The organism is Anaerocolumna sp. AGMB13025 (assembly GCF_029689925.1).
Classification (GTDB): domain Bacteria; phylum Bacillota; class Clostridia; order Lachnospirales; family Lachnospiraceae; genus Anaerocolumna.
The window spans coordinates 1911335-1932750 of sequence record NZ_CP121445.1 but is presented as its reverse complement, the minus strand read 5'-3'; the positions used below and the strand labels follow the sequence as shown (position 1 = coordinate 1932750).

Sequence of the window (21416 nt, the reverse complement as noted above, 5' to 3'; positions counted from 1 at the left end):
TCCTGCTCCTCCTATAATTCCTTAAAGGAAACGGTTCTTTTAAAATTCCAGAAAGATACAGCACCTACCATCACAAAAAGCAGGACACTCATAACAGCAGCAATGTCATACATCTGCTGATTTAACGTCAATTTATAAATCCAGGATATCAAAATATCCGTGCTGCCTGCGAACTGCATATCTGCATTATTTGGTCCACCCTGGGTGAGAAAGTAAATTGCACCAAATGCATTAAAATTTCCTGCCATACTCATAATTAAATTAGCTGAGGTAGCCTGCATAACTAAGGGCAGCGTAATTTTACGAAAACTCTGAAAACTCCCTGCTCCGTCTATGGAGGCTGCTTCATACAGGCTCTGATCGAGATTTGCCAATACCCCCAGCATCATTACCATAAATATAGGAAAACCCAGCCATAAATTTACGACTACGATTGAAATCTTAGCGATTATCGGATCCGTTAAGAATGGTATGTTGTCAGAAATAATGCCAAGCTTTAGCAGAATCTGGTTAAGGGGGCCAAATTGTCCGTTCAGGAGATTACGGAATACCAAAAGGGACACCATCTGCGGAATAGCCCATGGCAGTATTAAAATCGTCCGGAATATACTTTTGCCATGTACGAAGGGATGATTCAAAATTAAAGCCTGGAGCAAGCCAAAAAAATAAGTGCTTAACGTTCCCGCCAAGGTCCAGATCACTGTCCAGATTAAAACCTTTAAAAATGTGTGGGACCAGATAGGAACCAGGAACAATTTGCGAAAATTTGATAATCCCACCCAGTCAAGGAGATGTCCCGGGGGCAGATGATCTCTGTTATAATTTAAGAATGCCGTCAAAACGGAAAATATAATAGGCATTACCACGATAAACAAAAATACGATTCCAATGGGCAATAATACTATGTAAGCAAAATTTTTACTGAACAACTGCTTAAAGTAATTCTTAGAACTGTTATATACACCAGTTTTATCAATTTTCTGTCCGGACTTATAAGCATCCATAACATTCCACAGGTAAGCCGCTGTAAATAATTCTAACACAAATAGTGAGATAACCCCCTTAATTAATAGTATAGTAGAATGATCCCCATATTTAACCCCGGTTTTTACCCCTAAGGTAATCAATCCCCATATTCCCTTTGTAAAAAAACCTCCATGCAAACGGATTGAAAAATTCGGGATTAGCCCTCTTGCATATTCCGGCCAATATCCACTAAACAGCTCAATACATATAAGTAACAGCTGTATCCCAAAAATCAGTAACCCTTTCATCCTTTGTCTGCATACGATAAACTGCCCGCTTCCCCATATAAAAACAGACATCCATAATGCTTTGCATTTTTTCATAATCCTAACACCTGTCTCTCATTTCAAATTTCATGTCCTTTCACAAACTTATCCAGCTTCCCCCTTTGCAATATAACTTAAGCGCTTAAATTACTGTAATTATAGTGTTTATTAAATATGTAGTCAATGACATATGTGCATTTTATATATTTTCATCATTATATACAATTGATTTTTATTTTATTTTTTACTTAACGAACTTAATTTTCTTATTTAAGTAAATGTATATTTTAAACAGCTATTGTTTTTCGCTATGGTTGGTTATTCTACCTTTTTGTTAAGTACTTAATTATTTTGGAGAAGAAAAAAAAAGAAATCGTGATTTGGTAATTATCACGATTCCTTTTCGCTCACTTATAATTTATATACTAAGATTGAAATGTTATAAATGCAATTTATTTAATTATCCGTCCCCAAAGGATGAATATAGGAAACTCTCTCTACTTCATCAAGGTTGTCCAGTCGCAGTAACCTGTCCATTATCTCAACCGCTTTTTCTGCTTTCTGTTTATTGCTTACAATAATTAATTTAGTATCCGGCAGCAGCATAATATCCTTATCAGAATTTACCACCACAGATATATTACGGTTATCTGCATAATTTTCCACCTGCATTCCTAATAATTCACCAATAACCAATCCTTTCTGATTGTGGTGTTCCTGGAGAAACTGTATCAGGCTGCTGTCATAACGGTTAATAAATATATCTTTGGGAGGTATCCTCTTAGATATGGTCTCATAAACGTTCCTGTTAAAGTGATCCTCCATTACTACATAGAAGCGGTCACCTAGCTGTTTTTGGGCTACTTGTAAAACGCTTTCATAATCAGTAAGTATTTTACAAAAAATAGGATCTTCTATATATCCATCAATAAAGATTGCCGGTACATAAAACCTTGAGGCAATGGCTTTTTGCAGTTCTTCATCCATGTCCAGAATAAATACGGCATCCAAAGAACGTTTCTGCCCAATTACGATATCCTTTTCCATCTCTTTGGCAGGTAATAAGACCACATCATAACCTTTCGGATATAACTTCCGTTGAATTTCCCTGGAAAGATCGTAATATTGATAGATTTTACTTTTTTTGTTACGTCCCTCCATATTAATAATGATCCCCACTAAATAACTTCTTTGGCTTGCCAAGGTTTTCGCATTCATATTGGGGACATATTTTAACTTATTCGCAACTTCAAAAATATGCATTCTTGTCTCATGGCTGATTTTTTCCTTTTCCGAATAATTAAGCACATAGGACACCGTAGCAGTAGAAACTCCTGCTTCCTTTGCTATGTCTTTCATGGTAACCCGTTTATCTGACATAATAACCTCCCGGAACAAATTCCTTATGCGGTTCAGTATATCATTTTGCTAATATGCTGTCAATTTAGAACACCAAGTTATCAGCCTTTTACACTTCCCGTTGTTAATCCTGCCACAAAGAATCTTTGGAAGAAAATAAAAATCATCAGGACAGGAATAAGACTAAGGGCTGATAGGGCAAATACATAACCCCACTGAGTAAATTGATGTTGACCAAAAAATCCGGATATGGCGATTGGTAATGTTCTGATCCTGTCATCATTTATAACAGTATTGGCCCAGGGAAATTCTTCCCATGCAGTCAGAAAATTAAATATAGATACCGATGCGATACCAGCTCTGGCCAGCGGTAATACAACTTTTGCAAAAACTGTTATAATATTCCCGCCGTCCATGTATATCGCTTCATCCAATTCTCTAGGTATATTCTCCACAAATCCTTTAATCATAAAGGTAGAATACGGTATTACCCATGCAGTATAAAAAGGTATCAGGCCCAGCAGTTTATTGATGGCATTCATTTTAACCGCCAATTCGTATTGCGGAACAATCAATGTCATTCCTGGAATAATCATTGTCAGCATAATAAATGCAAACAAAAAAGACTTCCCAGGGAATTCAAATCTTGCAATCACAAACCCTAACGCGGCAGCAACTATTGCAACCAGTAAAACTGTTACAATTGATACAATAGCACTATTTAAAAAATTCATATAAAATTTTGATTGCATCATTATATACTTATAATTTTCCAGGGTTATCTGTTTATAAGACGGTAAGAACTTTGGAGGGAAATCATACAAAGCTCCATTTGGTTTCAATGATGTACTAATCATATAGACCATCGGGAGTACAACTATAAAAATACCCGCAATCAAAAGTAAATACAAAATACCCTGTAAATAAAATCTCTTTTTCATATTCACCGGTCCTTAATTTTTCTCTGTTTTTATAAGCTGAAACTGTATTAGGGCCAAAATCGCCAAAGTAACTGCTATAATAAATGACAAGGCTGCCGAATAACCGAACTTACCAGCGCTGAACGCTTTATAGTACATCCAGGTCAAAACGGTATCCGTCTGATGTCCGGGTTCTCCTCCGGTAATCATTTTAATGGAGGTAAAGACATTGAAACCGCCTATGGTAAGCATAACCAGTGCAAATAAAACAGTAGCTTTGATGGATGGTAACGTTATACTTACAAATCTTCTAAGAACTCCTGCTCCATCCATTGCAGCCGATTCATATAATTCGACAGGCACAGTTTGAAGTGCTGCCAGAAAGACGACCATGTTCCAGCCGATTCCTTTCCAGGTTCCAAGTAATATGGTAACCGAGAGACCGCTCCACCGGTTGTCCAGCCACCTGATATTCTGATCTGCCGCATGTACAATATGAACCAGAAAATAATTGAGCAATCCTTCCGTATTAAAGATATATTTAAATACCAAAGATGCAATAACCCAGGAAGTGATTACCGGCAGGTAATACAAAACCCTAAAGCCTACCTTAAAGCGGCTGATGCTATTAATCAGCATTGCCACGAACAGCCCTGCAATCATTTGTGCCGGTACCGTCACAATAGTATAGACAATGGTATTAACAAAAGCAATTCTAAAATACTCATCCTGCAGAACATTCTTATAATTATTAAGACCAATAAATTTCTGCCCCAATACCGATCCAAAATCCCATTCAAAAAAACTGCTTAGGAATAGTCTGGCAATTGGATAGAGTGTAAATAAAGCAAATATTAGTAATCCCGGAAGGAGCAATACTGCAAGTTGTATTTTATAACTGATTGTTCTTTTCTTCATTTCTGCTCCTTTTTAATTCACTTGGTTGACTTCATGATTGTATCGTTATATAATGGCTATGTATTACGACTAAATCTCATCGTAATACTTAAAATTATTCCTTAAGAAGACGATCCATTTTAACAGCAAGTTCATCCATTGCTTCCTGTGCTGTTTTATCACCAAGCATAACGGACAGCACTGCAATTGAAAGCTCGTTGTCTATTTCAGACCAGCTTGCTACCGTAGGACGTGCTTTTGCATTTTTAATTGCTTCAATAAATGGTGCAAAATCTGAATCTTTAACAGTATCACTTTCCAGTGTCGTCTTATTAACGGGTATTTGACCGCATTTTGCCATTTCTTCCTGCGCATATTCTCCGGTCATAAATTTCATAAATTTCCATGCTGCCTCTTTATTTGAGGTATTAAACATAGATATATCTTCGCCGCCTAGTACAGAGTGGGATCCACCTTTACCTGCCGGGATTTCTGCCGTTGCATATTCAAAATCCGGATAAGCTCCGGCCATTTCGGCTATTTTCCAGGGTCCTTCCAGTATCATCCTATATCTGCCGGTTCCAAAGCCGTCCGTCATAGGAATATCTCCGCTGTTCCATCCGGTAATAGCCTGATTCTTATATAAGCCGGCAAGCATTTCAATTGCCGCTACGGTTTCCGGACTATTTATATAACCGGTGGCAACCGTTTGCTCTTCATTAGTTAATGCGCCGCCGAAACTCCATATATAAGGGCATATATTCCAGCCTGACAATGCGGGTTCATTGTACCCCCATACCTGTTGACCATTACTGTTAGTTCCTGATAGTTTTTTTACAGCTGTTGTAAATTCATCCATTGTAGTTGGAACAGTTATACCGGCTTCCTTCAGGGCTTTGACATTATAAAAAAGTATTTTGGTATTGGTGTTTAATGCCAAACCATAGGAGTGACCTCCTATAATGGCAGTGCTCATGGCACTTTCCAATAGCTTATCCGCAGTTTCCTTATAGTCACCCATTTCCTGATCAAGTGGTATCAGTTTTCCCATTTTCTGAAATTCCGGGATCCAGGCACTGTCTAACCGTGCTACATCCGGAAGGGTATCAGAAGTAGCGCTGATTAATAGTTTTTGATGCAGATCAGCCCATTCATGGGATACCGCATTCACATTTATCTCCGGATTTTCTTTTTCGAATTCCGGAATTAAAACTTTCATTAAGGTATCATTTTCAGCAGACTGGGCACTGTAATGATGCCAAAAATTAATTGTAACTTTTTCCACTTTACTATCTTCTGTTGTTTCTGTTTTCCTGTCTTCCTGACCGGATTCAGATTTTACTGGTGATTTACTACAACCTGTCATAGCCGCCAAGCACATTACAGTTGTAAGTATAATTGCCAGTATTTTTTTGCTTCCTTTCATATTAAATACCTCCGTTTACTTTTTTTATGACTTTCATGGAATATGTACCAAAATCGATGTGAATCGTTCCTCGATATTCCAATATGTCCCCATTGTAATACTTTTGTTCACCCACAATATTTTCTGCGATGTATTCTTCGCTATCTGTCAGACTGACATACTTCCCCTTTCCTAAAACCGGCAGTTCTGTTGTTGTAGTATTCTCACCGTTATGGAGTACCACATATATCTCCTCGTCTTCAACAAACCTTACAAAACCGTATATGTTTTTTTCTTCCTCACATAAAACAGTCCGGTAATCACCAAATCGGATGCAGTTATATTTTTTCCGGATATGTATCAACCATTGATACCATTGCCATAGCTGATTTTTTTGCCCAGCCTCATCCCATACCATAGCTTTTCTACAGTCTGGATCATTCCCTCCGGTCATTCCGATTTCATCCCCGTAATATATTGCCGGTGATCCCATCATGAGAAATTGAAAAGCAATTGCTAATTTAAATTTATCTATATTTTCACCGCATAGGGTAAGAAAACGGTCCGTATCATGGCTATCAAGCAGATTGTATAAAGCCTGATTAATCTCTTGGGGATAAGCCGCCAGCATCTGGTTAATCCGGCTGTCAAACTCTTTCGTACTGATTTTTCCAATAGCGAAATATTCCAATACCGCGTCACGGAAAACATAATTCATTACGCTGTCCAGGGTATCTCCCCGCAGCATACTTCTTCCATATCCCCAGGTTTCACCAAGAAGCAGTTTGTCCGGATATTGGGATTTAATAATCACTCTGGCTTCCTGCCATACCAAGCTGTCAACCTCATCCGCCACATCCAGCCGCCAACCATCAATATTAAATTTTTCTATCCAGTAAGCCATAATATCCAGAATATAATGCCTTACCTCTGGGTTTGAGGTATTCAGCCTTGGCATCCACTTATAAGCACCTACGCATTCGTAACAGTTATGGGAGATAGTTACTGGAAATTCAGTTACATGGAACCAGTCCTTATAGTTTGACTTTTCCTGATTTATAAGTAAATCCCGAAAAGGTTCAAACTGCACTCCGGTATGATTAAATACCCCATCCAGGATAATCCTGATATTATTATTATGGCAGACTGTAACCAGTTCACGGAATTCTTCTGCCGTACCAAACTCCGGATCGATTTCATAATAATCAGTAGTTGCATATTTATGGTTAAAGTCCGCTAAGAATATGGGATTCAGATAGATACACTGGATACCTAATTCTTTAAGATAACCGATTTTATCTGTGATACCCTTAATATCCCCTCCCATATAGTTTTCCCTAGTCGGAACGCTTCCCCAGGGTACGCAGTCTTTTCTGTCATTTTCTTTTATTCCGTTGTTAAATCGCTCTGGAAAGATTTGATAATGGATAATTCCTTTCGACCAATCCGGAATCTCATATATATCATTCTGATTGGCATACAGAAATTCAAAATAGCCATCTTCCGGTTCCTGATTATAAATTCCATACGAACTTACAAAGATGATCTCATCTGATTTGCTTTCCAGCTTAAAATAATATTTTTGGTATCTTGCAACCTTGGAGAATACCACTTCTGCTTCATAATAATCAAACAAAGCATCTCTTTGTTTACATACAAGTTTCACTTCTTTTTTCTCCATAGGGTTTGTCCTTGCAAAGTAGATCAAGATACAATTCTTTATATCTTCCCTGGCTGTCCTTATCCGAAATAACAGACAGTTTCTACTGCGCAAGTATATATATTCTTTTGTATTTATATGCCTTACAGCCTCTTTTATCATATTTCACCTTCTTTGGGAGGATTGACGCAGTATCAATCTGGTAGAGATGACCGTTTGCCGGTTCCCGCTGTCAGTCCTCTTTATTTTGTTTAATAGGTTTGCAGCCGCCTGTTCTCCCAGGGTATAGGTATCTACATCGACTGCCGTTAACGGAGGTTCCATATACTCCGCAAAGGGATAATTATCAAAGGTAATTAACCCGACTTCCTCCGGTACTGAGATCTTCCTGCCTTTTAAAAATTTCAGTACCTGAAATGCAATCAGATTATTTGAGCATATGAACGCATCCGGTTTATTCTGCCCTGATATCATCTTATCCAACTGTACCTCTAAGTCACCGGCATTTTCATTACAGGTTTTTATGAATTCTTCCATACAGGGAAGTGATTCTTTTTTTAAGGCTTCAAGGAATCCGTCCAATCTGTTTTTTGCAAATACCGTATCCAGATTTTCAAATAAAAAAGATATCTTTTTAAATCCCATATCCACCAGGTGTTTAACAGCGAGTTCGCTGCCGGCTTTATTATTGATATCGACCCAGCTTATCCTGTCTTTTTCAATCTCCGGTTCACCCAGCACCAAAAATGGAAAGTCTTCTTCAATTAACAGATTTATTAGTTTGGATGTAACACTGGAGGATGGTAAAATTATTCCATCTACTTTATGCTCCAGAACAAGGCTTTTAACAGCGGTTCTATTTTTGTTTTCCCTGTTATTTGTGATTAAAAGATTATATCCATTGGCTTGTACCACTGCCTCAATGGCAAATACGCTTCTGTTAAAAAAAGCATTTGAAAAAGTTCCTTCTTCTTCCGCGTCAATGACAAGTCCGATTGTATTCGTACTTCCATTTGCAAAATTTCTTGCCAGGCTGTTGGGATGATATTTCATTTCTTCCATAGCCTCCAGTATCTTTTGCCTTGTTTCTTCTGAAATAGCCGTACTTCCGTTTGCAACTCTGGAAACGGTAGAAGGGGATACTCCCACTTTTTTAGCTATATCTTTTATGGTAACTGTCAAGTTTGCACCTCCTTTCAATGCAAACGTTTGCACAAATGTTCAAAAAAAATATTTGTTATATAACCATTATCATGTGCAAACGTTTGCATAATTATCATAATATATTTTTAATAGCTTGTCAATATTAAAAATTATGAAATATTAATAGCTGGGGGAAAACTCTAAGTAGCTCATTGAGCTTTGCTGACTACTTGGTTCTATTCTTATATCTGCTGCGTATATCATTCAAAGCATGATATCTTCTCAAAAAAATAAAGTACAGCGTAAACAAGAATGTAAACACTGCACTTTATTTATGGATAAAAACGCACATAAGCGATACTCTCTTTATATTTCTTCCAGATAGTCTACCCCATCTATAGAATTAACCAGAAGCTGGAGTTTATCATAATCAACTCGGTCCAACGGTATTAAGATCAAAGTCGCTCCAATTTTTGATTTATCTTCCGGCTTAATAATTTCCAAATCGGAAACTTTAACCCGGTTTTCTTTTAAAAAAGTCATCATCTCCCGTATTACCGATAATTCTCTGAATTCAAGGTATACCCGGTACATTTTAGCCCGCGAACGTATTGGGATTTCCAGACGATGTAAAAGTGAATTAACAACCCATATGGATAATGTCCCTAATATAGCAGCACTATAAAAGCCGCAGCCAATGGTCAATCCAAGACAGGCACATGCCCAGAGTGAAGCTGCTGTTGTTAATCCTTTTACCTGATGCCTTCCCGTAATCAATATTGTTCCTGCTCCCAGGAAACTTACTCCGCTGATAACCTGAGCCCCCAACCTGGCTACATCCACCGAGTTTCCCATATAATATAAGTACTGATTTGTGATCATAGCTAAACTTGATCCAATACATACCAGCATATGAGTGCGAAGACCTGCCGGACGTCCTTTTCTCCCTCTTTCAAATCCAATAATTCCTCCGCTGATCAAAGAAAACAATAAACGGAAGGCTATGGATGCAGCGGAGAGTGATTGCGCTATATTAAGAATGTTATGTATCAATTTTCTTCCTTTTCTATTATTGCCTGATAGTAACTATAAATTTTTGTTAGCTATTTATTTCCATAATAATATTTAAACCTAACTTCCTTGCATCATAATATGCTTTTTTTACAGTATCGTCATAGACCTGAATAGGTTCATGACAGTCTGAACCGATGATTACAGGAATTTTTGCTTCAACCACCTTTCTCCAAAACTGGATATGAGGATATTGATACCGCTCTCCGTCCACAAATTCATGCATACCCCGGCGATATCCGTTAGCATTGTATTCTAATATGATATTATTGCCGGCCGCTGCTTCTACTATCAAATCACTGGCACGGCTGCAATTATCATCCCATGCTATATTATTGACAAAAATGATATCCGGATGGGCAAAAACACTAAAATAACCGCTTTTCATGCCTTGAATTGAATAATCGGCATACTCAATATATTGTTCCGAATTCTCAATCTTATACACATTAATCATATTATCATTGGAATCTTCATAAAAATGCTGACCCATTATCAGATAATCACACATTTTATCCTTTAATAAATTTTCATAATAGTATTCTTTTCCTTTTATATATTCCCCTTCAAAACCGCATAATATCTTAAGTTCATTTTTATAGTTTTCTTTTAACTTTAGTACGGTACCAATATATTCTTCCAATTCTCTAAAGGGCATCCGCATCCCAAAAATATCTCCGGGAAATGGGAGATGATCTGAAAACCCTAAAATATCCATATTATATTCAAGTGCTTTCTTCACATAATCCTCTTCCGTTCCAAAAGCATGTCTGCAACGAGCACAATGCGTGTGATAATTTACTCTTTTCATAATAGCTCCAGTCCATTCATCGAGCATTTATTAATCCTTACTTCATTCTATGGTTAGATGAAGCATTTACTGGGACTGTTACAAAATATTGTACTAATCCAAACCTGATCAGGTATATTCAGTCAAATATAAACTATACTCTCTCTAGGGCAAGATAGAGTTTGAATTTTGCAACAGTCCCTTGTTAGTTTATTCAAGTAATACTATTTACTAATTTCTGCTTTAATTTCTTCTATTATCTTATCTCCGCCCTGCTGTTTCCATTTGTCTACAAAATCATCGAAACTGTCAACTGAGGCTTGACCCATTATAATTTTCGCGAATGTTTCATCTTCCATCTTCTTTAAATTAGACCAATTTGATTCCATCGTTTTTGTCTGTCCATAAAAAGCACTATATATTTCTTCATAACCTTCCTCTACCGACGGGCGTTCTCCAACCATAATAGAAACCAGTCTTGGCAGATTGGTTGATGCCAGATCACTACCTAAATCCCAGTATTTCAGACTATAATCATCAAACGGTTCTTTTTTTAATGCTTTAATGGCTTCCATATCATTCTTTAACAATTTATGTGTTGAAAAATCCACATCGTCTTCTGTGATTTCCCCATTCACAAATTTCTTCATAGTGTCATAGGATACTTCAATTTCATCTGCATTATCGTAAACATTAAATAATGGATATACATCCGATGTATCCAGTTCTTCAGGTGTTATACCACTATCACCGATACCGTTTTTAACCCAGGATGGTTCATTATACAATAAGTAATTTATAATTTTCATAGCAGCTTCCGGATTTTTGCAGTTCTTATTAACTACAATATATTGGCTGGTAGGTTCTGCCATATGTGCATAATATTTACCATCGGAGGCTAAAGGAGCATTATAGGCCTGCCAGTCAATTTTTCCGCTTAATAAACTGTCCGCAACAGTATATCCTGCCCACCAGGGTCCGAAAAAGATACCTACATTACCAGCAAGTACAGGTTCTGAACTGTCATCGCGGATTAACATCTGCGGATCAATTAATCCATCGGCATACATAGATGCTAATTCCTTTAAAGAGTCCTTTATTTCAGGCTGTATAGAACCATATTTAATTTCACCTGATTCATCTTTCAGCCAATATTGGGGAAACGATTTAAATGCTCCAAAAATCGGATCCAATCCCCAGAGATTACCGCCGATACCGGTAAGGGAACCAGAATTGGCCGGACCAATGATACCAATTGTATCATCCTTTCCGTTTCCATCCGGATCCTGGGTTACAAAAGCTTTGGCAACTGTTTTTAAATCTGCTAAAGACTTTGGTACTTCTAATTCCAATTTATCCAGCCAATCCTGACGAATCCACATAACATTGACCCCTCCAGCTTTAATATTCGGAGCCGGTACCGCCATCATTTGTCCATCCATAGTTATCATATCTGTTAATTGATCCCCGCCGCTGCTTACAAAGCTTTTTAGCATATCGGATGCATAATTATTATAAGCATCTGTCAATGGCATCAACTGACCGTATTTTAACATTGCACGAAATTGATTGGAACCAACATTCATAATATCCGGAAGCGTATTGCTGCCAATGCAGAGATTCATTTTCTGTTGGAAATCTGTATTAGAACTGACCCAATCATAAACGATTTCAATATTTAGATCCTTTTTAATCGCATCCAGAAAAGCATTTTTCTCAATAGACTGACCCTCTGGGAATGATACATTGGGATTTAAGCCCACCCCTAAATGAATTGTAACCGTATCCTTATAAGGCTCTAAAGGTCCGCCTGCTTTGGCAGACTCTTCTGATGTCTCCTTGGTTGAGTCCGGAGATTGTGCTGTTACTGACTGATTTGGTTCTTTTTCACTCCCCGTACTGACAGAACATCCATTTAATGTTCCGATCATTGCAGCAATTAATACGAACACCCATAACTTTTTTTTCACTTTACTACCTCCTAATAATTAATGATCTATATTGCATAAGGATCAGCCTTTCACTGAACCTAACGTAATACCTTTTACAAAGTATTTCTGAAGGAAAGGATAGATAATCAAGATAGGAATCATTGCAATAAATATCTTAGCCGCATCCAAGGATTGATTATTCAGTTGTATAATTTTTTTTATTTGCTCTACGGACATAGAAGAATAATCCTGAGAGACAACCATCTGCTGAATATAAGTCTGCAGCGGATAATTACTCTGTTTCGTATTTAAAACCAGACCCTGAAAGAAATCATTCCAATGACTGACAATCGTTAATAACGCAATGGTCGCAATCATGGGTTTTGCAAGAGGAATATTTACCTTTATAAAAGAAATCCAAGGGTCAGCTCCGTCCACATATGCTGCTTCTTCCAGTTCAACCGGAAGATTTCGAAAGAAATTCATTGCCATGATTACATTAAATACCGGTAGGCTTCCTGCTAATACAAGCCCCCATATATTATCAATCAAATGATAATTCCGCATTGTCATATACCAGGGAATGGTGCCCCCATTAAAAAGCATACAAAAAATCAAGGTCCACATAAATATATTACGCTTCGGGAACTGCCTCTGGGTCCGCGAGAGGGGATATGCTGTCATAAGTGTGCAGCCAACACCGATAAGTCCTCCTAATAAGACTCTTTGTATGGAGACAAAAAATGACTTCAAAAAAGCTGTTTCTCCTAAAATTTTCTGATAAGAAAGCAGATTAAAACCTACGGGCCAAAATGTTACCTGCCCCGCATTAACTGCCTCCTTGCTGCTTAATGATATCATCAGAATATACCATAAGGGAATCAGGCAGGCTAAGGTTATTACAACCAGGGTAATTACATTACAAATATCAAAGATTTTGGATCCTATGGATTTATTTTCAATCATACTGCCACTCCTTATGTTAAAAAATCTTATAGCCCGCAAATTTATCCGCCAGCCAGTAACCAAGTGTTATAAGAACCAGACTTACAACTGATTTTAGCAGACCAACTGCCGTTGCGAGACTGAACTGAAGATTTAATAGACCGGCCCGATATACCCAGGTATCTAAAATATCACCGGTTGAGTAGACCAAGGGATTATAAAGATTAAAGATTTGTTCAAAACCTGCATGTAAAACATTACCCAGTGATAAGATAGCAAGCAGAGCAATGGTCGTTTTAATTCCAGGTAAGGTAATATGCCATAAGCGTGAGAATCTTCCTGAGCCGTCTACCGCTGCAGCTTCATATAAAGTCGGATCAATACCTAGTAAAGCAGCTAAATAAATAACTGCATTATAACCGAAGCCTTTCCATATATCAGTACCAATAACCAGAGGACGGAATAAATCAGCACGTCCAAAAAAGTTAATGGCATCCACCCCAAAATACTGTAATAAATGATTGATTGGTCCAGTATATCCAAAAATATTCAAGATAATTTTAGACAGTATTACCCAGGAAAGAAAATATGGAAGATATACTATAGTCTGAATTGGACGGAATAATTTTTTAAAACATAATTCATTTAATAATAAAGCAAAAATAAGTGGTACAATTAAATTTCCTATTAATTTGCCAACAGCAATTATTATGGTATTTATAAATACCTGTTTTGTATCACTCATCTGGAACATATATCGAAAATTATCCAGTCCCACAAATACCGACTTGAAAATACCATCCACCGGGTTAAAATTTTGAAAAGCCATTACAATACCAAACATTGGTATGATACTGAATAAAGCAAGCCAGACAAAGCCGGGAACCAACATGAAATAATATTGCTTTAAAAACTTTTTATTGAACATATCTTATTCCTCCCATTTTTTATTCCACAAAACTAATATCCGACCGGGTTGTCTTGGTTCACTACCCGTTTAGTAAATAGTAACAAAATTTGCTTTTTCTATCTATAGACTAATGTTATATATTCACATAACAATATCTTGTATTTTTATCCGGGTTGTAAAAATTGTTTCATCTGGAGTAAACATTTTTCCTGTAATAAAAAAAGCTGAAGTCTAATTCTTTTGAACTAAACTCCAGCTAATATATCTTAAGCATTACAATTGAAATAATTTTTTTCTGAAATCCGTCGGAGAACTTTTCATTACTTCATGAAAAACCCGGTTAAAATAATTTATGTCATCAAATCCAGACTCTTTTGCGATGTCTATAATCTTTTTATCTGTTTTCGTCAGCAGACCGGCCGCTACAGACATTCGTTCCTGCTTCACATATTCATGAAATGTCTTCCCTGTAAGCTTTTTGAAATTGATACTAAAGTAACTTCGGCTCATCCCTATTTCATCTGCAACTTCCTCCGCTTTTAAATTTTCCGGCAGATGCAGCTTTAAATAGGTAATGGCTCTGATTATACAAATCTGCATACTTTCATTCCTGGTCATAGCCAGGGCATATTCATACAATGAATCTCTCCATTCCTTAAGCCAATTCAGAACTAAATCAACCTCCGTTAAAAAAGGCATCATTGTCTCTTCTCTTTCCAGATTGTTATCAATGGATTGTATACATTTTATTAAAATACGTTCCAACTCTCTATTATCCGGTTTTAATAACTTTGTCTTATTGATGAGTATTTCAAACTGAACGGTATCATAAATCCAAAACAAATGTAGCCACTCTTTTTTTACAACATCCCATTCTTCCTGGTTTGGATAATTTTCCATATTGTTAACCGCGGGAGTTTTTCTTAATTTATAGTTATGTAGAACCCGCTTTAATATGGAATCACCATCTTCTTTTTCCATCTGGACTTTTGAAATATAATCTAAAACTCCATGCCGGATAGCTGCCTGGGCATAGGAAAATTCCTCATAAAATGTTAATACCACGAACTGTACCTCTGGAAATTTCTTACGGCATTCCTCCATCAGTCCTATGCCGCCCAGTTCAGGCATATCAATATCGATAAACATGATATCTGCTTCTTGCATCTGCAAAAATTCAAGTGCTACCCTTCCGTTTTGAACATCACCGATAATTTTCATATTATATTTATCCCATGGCATAAATGAAATAATTCCTTTTCTCGCCAGTTTATCATCGTCCACAATCAAAACCTTAATCATTGTTCTCCTCCAATGGTAATAATAATGTCACTTTAGTACCTTTTTCGAGTTCACTGTTAATCGTCAGGAAAGCGCGCCCTCCATAAAAAGATTCCAGCATGGATCTGACATAACGTAATCCCACTCCGTCATTTTCCACACTTCCATCCGATTTATATTGAAACGGCCGGTTTAGTTTTTCTAATTGCTCCAGGGTCAAACCCTTCCCGTTGTCTTTAATGGTTATTACTATATATCCTTTTTTCTCATCCTGAAATAAAGATATAAATACTTTCCCGGTTTCTCCAAGACCATGTCTTAATGCATTTTCAACCAAAGGCTGTAACAAAAGTCTTATCGTCGGCTGATCCAGATAATCTCCTTCTTCTACCTGTATATCTACCTCAAAATCATACCGCATTTTCTGAAGATTTACATATTTCTTTAAGAATTCAAGTTCTGAACGGAAGGTTGCTATTCCATCCTGTTTACCCAGATTGTAAGATAATAAAAATATTAGGCTTGATAAAAAATCACTTATATCCTTTTGTTTGTTAATCTGTGCCATCCATTGAACCGAATTTAAAGTATTCAACAGGAAATGGGGATTGATTTTATACATGAGTTTCTCAACTTCAATCTTACTACGCTTTTTTTCTTCGGTTTCTACTTCCTCCAAAAGTTTCCTTATTTGCCCTTTCATATTGCCGAACTGTTTTAAGAGTTGATCAAACTCTGCAATACCAAGTTCATACTCCGCTGCTTCCAGATTTCCCTGCCCTGCCTGTTCGATTTCCTGCCCGAATAATTGAAGTGGTCTGCAGATCAGCCGGTATATTGTTAAAACCGACAGATAAAGCATTATGGTTGACAAGAAGAGTATGAAAAAGATACGGTTTCTCCATTGATAAATTTCTTTTCTATAATATTTCTCCTGTACTGCAAATACATTGATATATCCTATTTCACTTCTTTTTGCAACAATAAAATATCCGTTTTTCATGCCTGTATACATTTTTTCTGCATTAAAACTGTCCAAATTAAAACTCTCACCTGTTATAAAACTGCCATTACTGCTGTATTTTATTATTTGTCTTGTATCAAGCTGCAGCAAATCAATAGGAACTATATTTTCATCTACCAGATTGGAGTTTTGCTCCAAATATTCATCCACGTTAACATTCATTTCAACATATGTATATAATTGCTTATCCTGATATGAATCCTGTCCGAGCATTGAGATTACCAGTCCATTACTCTTTTTGGTCTTGGTGGCAGACAAACCCCTTAAGCTGTCACCCGCAGCGGTTACCAGCTCAGGCGCATCTAAAAGATCATAACCCGGAACCATCAGATTTTCATCAAAAAGGCATTTATGATTAAGAGAATCATAATAACTGGCAAAATTAACAGAGGAATTGGGAAAGCTTACATTAATCAGTTCATCCGATAATTTTCTTTTTGTCTTATAGATATAGTAAGTATTTTTCTGAGACATATAGTCCAACAATAAGGCACCAATGAATCCGTTTTCTTTCATCTGCTGTGTAATTCGAATCATACTGTAATATGCCTCATCCATATGTTCGGTCATTTGGTTTAAAGATATTTTTAAGGTCGCTTCCGTCTTGTTTTTCTCCATGGAATGAAGTGCGGCATAAGAAACAACTACGAGTGACATCAGACTTACTATGGTAACCATTAATATTATTGCTACTAATCTCTGTCTTATGGATGACAATCTTTTTCGTTTCCACCTTAGCATTTTCATCTTGATATTTCACCATTCCTGTATCAATATTGTGTATTATTTAAACGATTATCCCATAATTTGCGGCAAAAGACAACTATGAAGTGTTTCCAGAACTTGAAGTTTAATAAGCTAAAGAAGGTGCCTCAATTCAATTATCGAATTTTAGGCACACTTTCTTCAGTTTTACTATGGTATTTGGATTATCTTACTTACCTGCCATTTACAAAAAATACTCTGATAATTTAGGATACCTTGTTTATTCGTTATTTATATATCCCTATTTAATTTCCATATATCCTGATTGTATTGGGCAATGGTGCGGTCAGAAGAAAAATATCCGGCTTTACTGATATTAACCAACATTTTATCAGCCCAGTTTAAACGGTCTTCATAGTCGTGATAGGCCAATTCCCTAACCCTTACATAATCTTTAAAATCCAGTAAGGACATAAACCAATCCTTATTTAGAATCTCTTTATAAAGCCTTACAAGGTTTTCTTCTTTACCAATGGCTAACATCTGGTCGCTGATAATAAAATCCAGTGACTTTTTAATATCACCATCTATTTGATAATATTTTTCGGCTACATAATCTGCCTTTTGATAATGATTAATAATCTGATCACTTGTTTCCCCAAACAGGTAAATATTATCTGCTCCCACTAAATCACTGATTTCTACATTTGCTCCATCTAATGTACCCAGAGTCAATGCTCCATTTAGCATAAACTTCATATTACCGGTACCGCTGGCTTCTTTGGAGGCTAAGGATATCTGCTCCGAGATGTCACAGGCCGGTATCAGCATCTCTGCTTTTGAGACATTATAATCTTCCACCATGACAACCTTAAGATACGGACTCACTTCTGCATCTGTTAGAATCAGCTCCTGGAGGCAGAGAATCAAATGAATGATATCCTTTGCAATAACATAAGCTGGTGCAGCTTTCGCTCCAAAAAAAACAGTAACCGGTCTAGCAGGCAATTTGCCGCTTTTTATTTCGTGATATTTATGTATGACGTACAAAGCATTCATTTGCTGGCGTTTATATTCATGGAGGCGTTTAATTTGGATATCGAAGATTGAAGTTTCATCAATTTCAACTTTTTGGTTTTTGTATAACCAGTCTTTCAACTTTAGCTTGTTCTTATATTTAATATTCAAAAGTTTATTTAATACCATTTCATTTCCACGAAATTCCATAAGCTTTTCTAAATCCATAGCATCCTTTTTGAAGCCGTTTCCAATAAGGCTTTCAATGTATGAGGCAAGCTCTGTGTTGCAATGCAGCAGCCAACGCCTAAAAGTAATACCATTGGTCTTATTATTGAATTTCTCAGGATAAAGTTTATAGAACTGATTTAATTCCTGTGACTTTAATATCTCGGTATGCAGGTGAGCAACACCATTTACGCTAAATCCATAATGGATATCCATAGAAGCCATATGCACCCTGTCCTGTTTATCGATAATTACGGTCTTATCGTCATTGAATTTTCTCCTTACCCGGTTATCCAGCACTTCTATGATCGGGACTAGCTGCGGTACTACCTTCTTTAAATAATCAAGGGGCCACTTTTCCAAGGCTTCCGCAAGGATGGTATGATTGGTATAGGCACAGGTCTTGGATACGATATCAATTGCCTCGTCCATACTGATCCCCCGTTTCGTCAGTAAACGGATCAACTCGGGAATTACCATGCTGGGATGGGTATCATTGATTTGTATAACGGCATACTCATATAGGTCATGCAGGCTGCTTCCTCTGCTTATGGATTCTTCCAGAATATACTGTGCTCCGCAGCTTACCATAAAATACTGCTGAAATATACGCAGCTGCTGTCCGGCTTCATCACTGTCATCCGGATATAAGAAAAGAGTCAGGTTTTTCTTAATATCCTCTTTATCAAAATCAATTCCCTCCTTTACCAGACTTTCCTCCACCAACTCCGTATCAAATAAATGAAGCTTGTTGGTACGGTTTTGATATCCAATGACATCAATATCATAGAGGACAGATTTTAATTTAAACCCATTAAACTCCACTTCATAGCTGCGGTCCCTTTTCGTCAGCCAGCTCATTCGTTCGATCCATGGGTTTTTCTCTTCTCTTTGGAGATTATCTTCAAACTGCTGTTTAAATAAACCGAAATGATAATTCAGTCCAATGCCATCACCGGCAAGACCAAGGCTTGCTATGGAATCCAGGAAGCAGGCAGCTAAACGCCCAAGTCCTCCATTGCCCAAGGATGGCTCCGGTTCCACTTCCTCTATCTCTGATATATTCTGTCCGTGTAAAGACAGCAATTCCTTTATCTCATCATAAATACCTAAATTAATAAGGTTGTTTGACACCAATTTTCCGATTAAAAATTCGGCTGAAATATAATACAGTTTTTTCTTATCTTTTACAACTTCCTTAACCGCCGCGAGGCGCTTTGTCATACTAATCAACCCAAAAAGCAGCTGCTTTTTTGTACATTGTTCTATGGTCTTTCCATATTGCTGTTCCAATAATCTGGAAAGAAGCTTTATGGGATCCTCGATCTTTTTACTTACAGTGGTAATATCTCCTGCTCTTTTGCTCTCAAGTACTGCTTCTGCCAGGAATTCTGCTTGCTTTTCCAATTTATCCAGGCTATCCAGTTTCCATTCCCAGTTGGGGGAACCTAACGTTCCTGGTGTATTCAGCCGTCCTTCGTTACCTAATCCCAAAATGTCTTGCACTGGTATAATGGCAGTATCTGCTATATTATCCAGCGTATAGCGGATGAACCGATGGGAAATGGAACCGGTATCATACCCGAAAGAGTATAGTTTTAGGTCAGTTTCATTCTGGATCTGCCCGGACTGGTTCTCAAACCATCCAAGTATGGTCTCATTATCATGGGTTCCGGTATATATAATCATATTTTCCCGGTCAATAAAATTGTTGTTATTTTCTAATGGATCGAAGGTGAACTGTATGATTTTCATACCTTTTAAACCAAAATGATCCCTTAACTGATATACCTGGGGTCTCATCTCCCCCAGATCTTCCGCTACAATAGAAATATCTGGGAGGGTTTCAAACAGCCGGTCAAATAATTCATATCCGGGAGCCTGGGTCCATTCCCCTTCTATTGCAGTTTCACAGGATGCCGGAATCTTCCAGTAGGTATCGAAAGCCCTGAAGTGATCAATCCGTATAATATCAAACAGCCTGGAATTGTAAGCAATTCGATTCAACCAGAAACCAAATCCGTTTTCTCTTATGTGTTCCCAGTTATAGATCGGATTTCCCCATCTTTGTCCTGTACTGCTGAAATAATCAGGCGGTACTCCGGCGATAAAAATCGGGTGTCCATCCTTGTCTAATAAAAAGTCCTCCTGATTTCCCCATACATCCAGTGAATCGATACCCACATAAAAAGGAATATCCCCCATAATTTGAATTCCAGAAGCATTGGCGTAATCCTTTAAGCTTATCCATTGACGATAAAATTCATACTGAAGAAACATTTCATACCGGATATCTCCATCATAAATACTCTCATCAAAACTACGGTCTTTTATCCAGTTCTTATGTACTTCCTCCCATTCATTCCAGCATTTCATCTGATTTTTTTTCTTAAAGGTAAGATAAACAGCATATAAGTAAACCCATTCCTGCTTAGTGAACTCCTCATATGAGTTATCCGGTATAAAATTTAAAAAAGCCTGCCTTAAATAATCCTCTTTATATGTCCTCACTTCCTGATAACTGATCTTACTGGTTCCTTTTCGAAAAGCCGGCGGCAGTTCCTCTAATAATCCTTCCTCATATAACCTGGCTAAATCAAGGTATAATTCATCCCCTGCAAAGGACGAATAGGGCTGATACGGTGATTCTCCATATCCCAAAGGATTTATAGGGAGAATCTGCCATATACGTATATGGCTTTTCTTTAAAATGTCAATAAACTGATAGCTGTACTTTCCAAAATCCCCAATCCCATAATCGGAGGGAAGGGAAGCTACCGGCATTAAAACTCCAGCTTTTCTCATATTTTACACCCATTGCATATCGCAAGTTTACTC

Annotated in this window: 15 protein-coding genes; all 15 read right to left on the bottom strand. The window is 37.3% G+C overall.

What is annotated here, in order from left to right; all coding sequences use genetic code 11:
• Positions 1–11 precede the first annotated feature (11 nt).
• Positions 12–1349, bottom strand: coding sequence for a carbohydrate ABC transporter permease (locus QA584_RS07835; protein WP_278273956.1), 1338 nt, complete (start codon positions 1347–1349; stop codon positions 12–14).
• 399 nt (positions 1350–1748) lie between these two features.
• Entirely contained in the window at positions 1749–2672 is a 924-nt protein-coding gene (locus QA584_RS07830) for a LacI family DNA-binding transcriptional regulator (RefSeq protein ID WP_278273955.1), read from the bottom strand.
• 80 nt (positions 2673–2752) lie between these two features.
• On the bottom strand, positions 2753–3592 hold the full coding sequence (locus QA584_RS07825; RefSeq protein ID WP_278273954.1) for a carbohydrate ABC transporter permease: 840 nt from the start codon (positions 3590–3592) through the stop codon (positions 2753–2755).
• 12 nt (positions 3593–3604) lie between these two features.
• Positions 3605–4489 (bottom strand): carbohydrate ABC transporter permease, encoded by an 885-nt coding sequence (locus tag QA584_RS07820; protein WP_278273953.1) that lies wholly within the window; start codon positions 4487–4489, stop codon positions 3605–3607.
• Positions 4490–4583: 94 nt separating this feature from the next.
• Positions 4584–5894, bottom strand: coding sequence for an extracellular solute-binding protein (locus QA584_RS07815; RefSeq protein ID WP_278273952.1), 1311 nt, complete (start codon positions 5892–5894; stop codon positions 4584–4586).
• A 1-nt stretch (position 5895) separates the two neighbouring features.
• A complete protein-coding gene (locus tag QA584_RS07810) occupies positions 5896–7695 on the bottom strand; it encodes an alpha amylase N-terminal ig-like domain-containing protein (RefSeq protein WP_278273951.1) in 1800 nt (599 codons plus the stop codon).
• Between the two features lie 3 nt (positions 7696–7698).
• Positions 7699–8715, bottom strand: coding sequence for a LacI family DNA-binding transcriptional regulator (locus QA584_RS07805; protein WP_278273950.1), 1017 nt, complete (start codon positions 8713–8715; stop codon positions 7699–7701).
• Between the two features lie 327 nt (positions 8716–9042).
• Positions 9043–9729, bottom strand: a complete 687-nt coding sequence (locus QA584_RS07800) for an MgtC/SapB family protein (protein ID WP_278273949.1) — start codon at positions 9727–9729, stop codon at positions 9043–9045.
• 46 nt (positions 9730–9775) lie between these two features.
• Positions 9776–10558 carry a histidinol-phosphatase gene (locus QA584_RS07795; protein ID WP_278273948.1) on the bottom strand — a complete coding sequence of 261 codons (783 nt, stop codon included), beginning with the start codon at positions 10556–10558 and terminating at the stop codon, positions 9776–9778.
• 203 nt (positions 10559–10761) lie between these two features.
• Positions 10762–12507 carry an extracellular solute-binding protein gene (locus tag QA584_RS07790; protein WP_278273947.1) on the bottom strand — a complete coding sequence of 582 codons (1746 nt, stop codon included), beginning with the start codon at positions 12505–12507 and terminating at the stop codon, positions 10762–10764.
• Between the two features lie 42 nt (positions 12508–12549).
• Positions 12550–13434 carry a carbohydrate ABC transporter permease gene (locus tag QA584_RS07785; RefSeq protein WP_278273946.1) on the bottom strand — a complete coding sequence of 295 codons (885 nt, stop codon included), beginning with the start codon at positions 13432–13434 and terminating at the stop codon, positions 12550–12552.
• Between the two features lie 16 nt (positions 13435–13450).
• Positions 13451–14341 carry an ABC transporter permease gene (locus QA584_RS07780; RefSeq protein WP_278273945.1) on the bottom strand — a complete coding sequence of 297 codons (891 nt, stop codon included), beginning with the start codon at positions 14339–14341 and terminating at the stop codon, positions 13451–13453.
• A 255-nt stretch (positions 14342–14596) separates the two neighbouring features.
• Positions 14597–15625 (bottom strand): response regulator transcription factor, encoded by a 1029-nt coding sequence (locus tag QA584_RS07775; RefSeq protein WP_278273944.1) that lies wholly within the window; start codon positions 15623–15625, stop codon positions 14597–14599.
• A complete protein-coding gene (locus QA584_RS07770) occupies positions 15618–17375 on the bottom strand; it encodes a sensor histidine kinase (protein WP_278273943.1) in 1758 nt (585 codons plus the stop codon). Before QA584_RS07770 ends, QA584_RS07775 begins: the two co-directional genes overlap by 8 nt.
• 249 nt (positions 17376–17624) lie before the next feature.
• The gene (gene malQ, locus QA584_RS28595; protein ID WP_331487859.1) at positions 17625–21383 is read right to left on the bottom strand and encodes a 4-alpha-glucanotransferase; all 3759 of its coding nucleotides are present in this window, start codon (positions 21381–21383) and stop codon (positions 17625–17627) included.
• Positions 21384–21416: the final 33 nt, after the last annotated feature.

Excerpts from the sequence above, each read along its gene's own strand:
- QA584_RS07835 (WP_278273956.1), bottom strand. The coding sequence starts at position 1,349 with ATGAAAAAATGCAAAGCATTATGGATGTCTGTTTTTATATGGGGAAGC.
- QA584_RS07820 (WP_278273953.1), bottom strand. The coding sequence starts at position 4,489 with ATGAAGAAAAGAACAATCAGTTATAAAATACAACTTGCAGTATTGCTC.
- QA584_RS07775 (WP_278273944.1), bottom strand. The coding sequence starts at position 15,625 with ATGATTAAGGTTTTGATTGTGGACGATGATAAACTGGCGAGAAAAGGA.
- QA584_RS07780 (WP_278273945.1), bottom strand. The coding sequence starts at position 14,341 with ATGTTCAATAAAAAGTTTTTAAAGCAATATTATTTCATGTTGGTTCCC.
- QA584_RS07825 (WP_278273954.1), bottom strand. The coding sequence starts at position 3,592 with ATGAAAAAGAGATTTTATTTACAGGGTATTTTGTATTTACTTTTGATT.
- QA584_RS07795 (WP_278273948.1), bottom strand. The coding sequence starts at position 10,558 with ATGAAAAGAGTAAATTATCACACGCATTGTGCTCGTTGCAGACATGCT.
- malQ (WP_331487859.1), bottom strand. The coding sequence starts at position 21,383 with ATGAGAAAAGCTGGAGTTTTAATGCCGGTAGCTTCCCTTCCCTCCGAT.
- QA584_RS07815 (WP_278273952.1), bottom strand. The coding sequence starts at position 5,894 with ATGAAAGGAAGCAAAAAAATACTGGCAATTATACTTACAACTGTAATG.
- QA584_RS07830 (WP_278273955.1), bottom strand. The coding sequence starts at position 2,672 with ATGTCAGATAAACGGGTTACCATGAAAGACATAGCAAAGGAAGCAGGA.
- QA584_RS07785 (WP_278273946.1), bottom strand. The coding sequence starts at position 13,434 with ATGATTGAAAATAAATCCATAGGATCCAAAATCTTTGATATTTGTAAT.
- QA584_RS07810 (WP_278273951.1), bottom strand. The coding sequence starts at position 7,695 with ATGATAAAAGAGGCTGTAAGGCATATAAATACAAAAGAATATATATAC.
- QA584_RS07770 (WP_278273943.1), bottom strand. The coding sequence starts at position 17,375 with ATGAAAATGCTAAGGTGGAAACGAAAAAGATTGTCATCCATAAGACAG.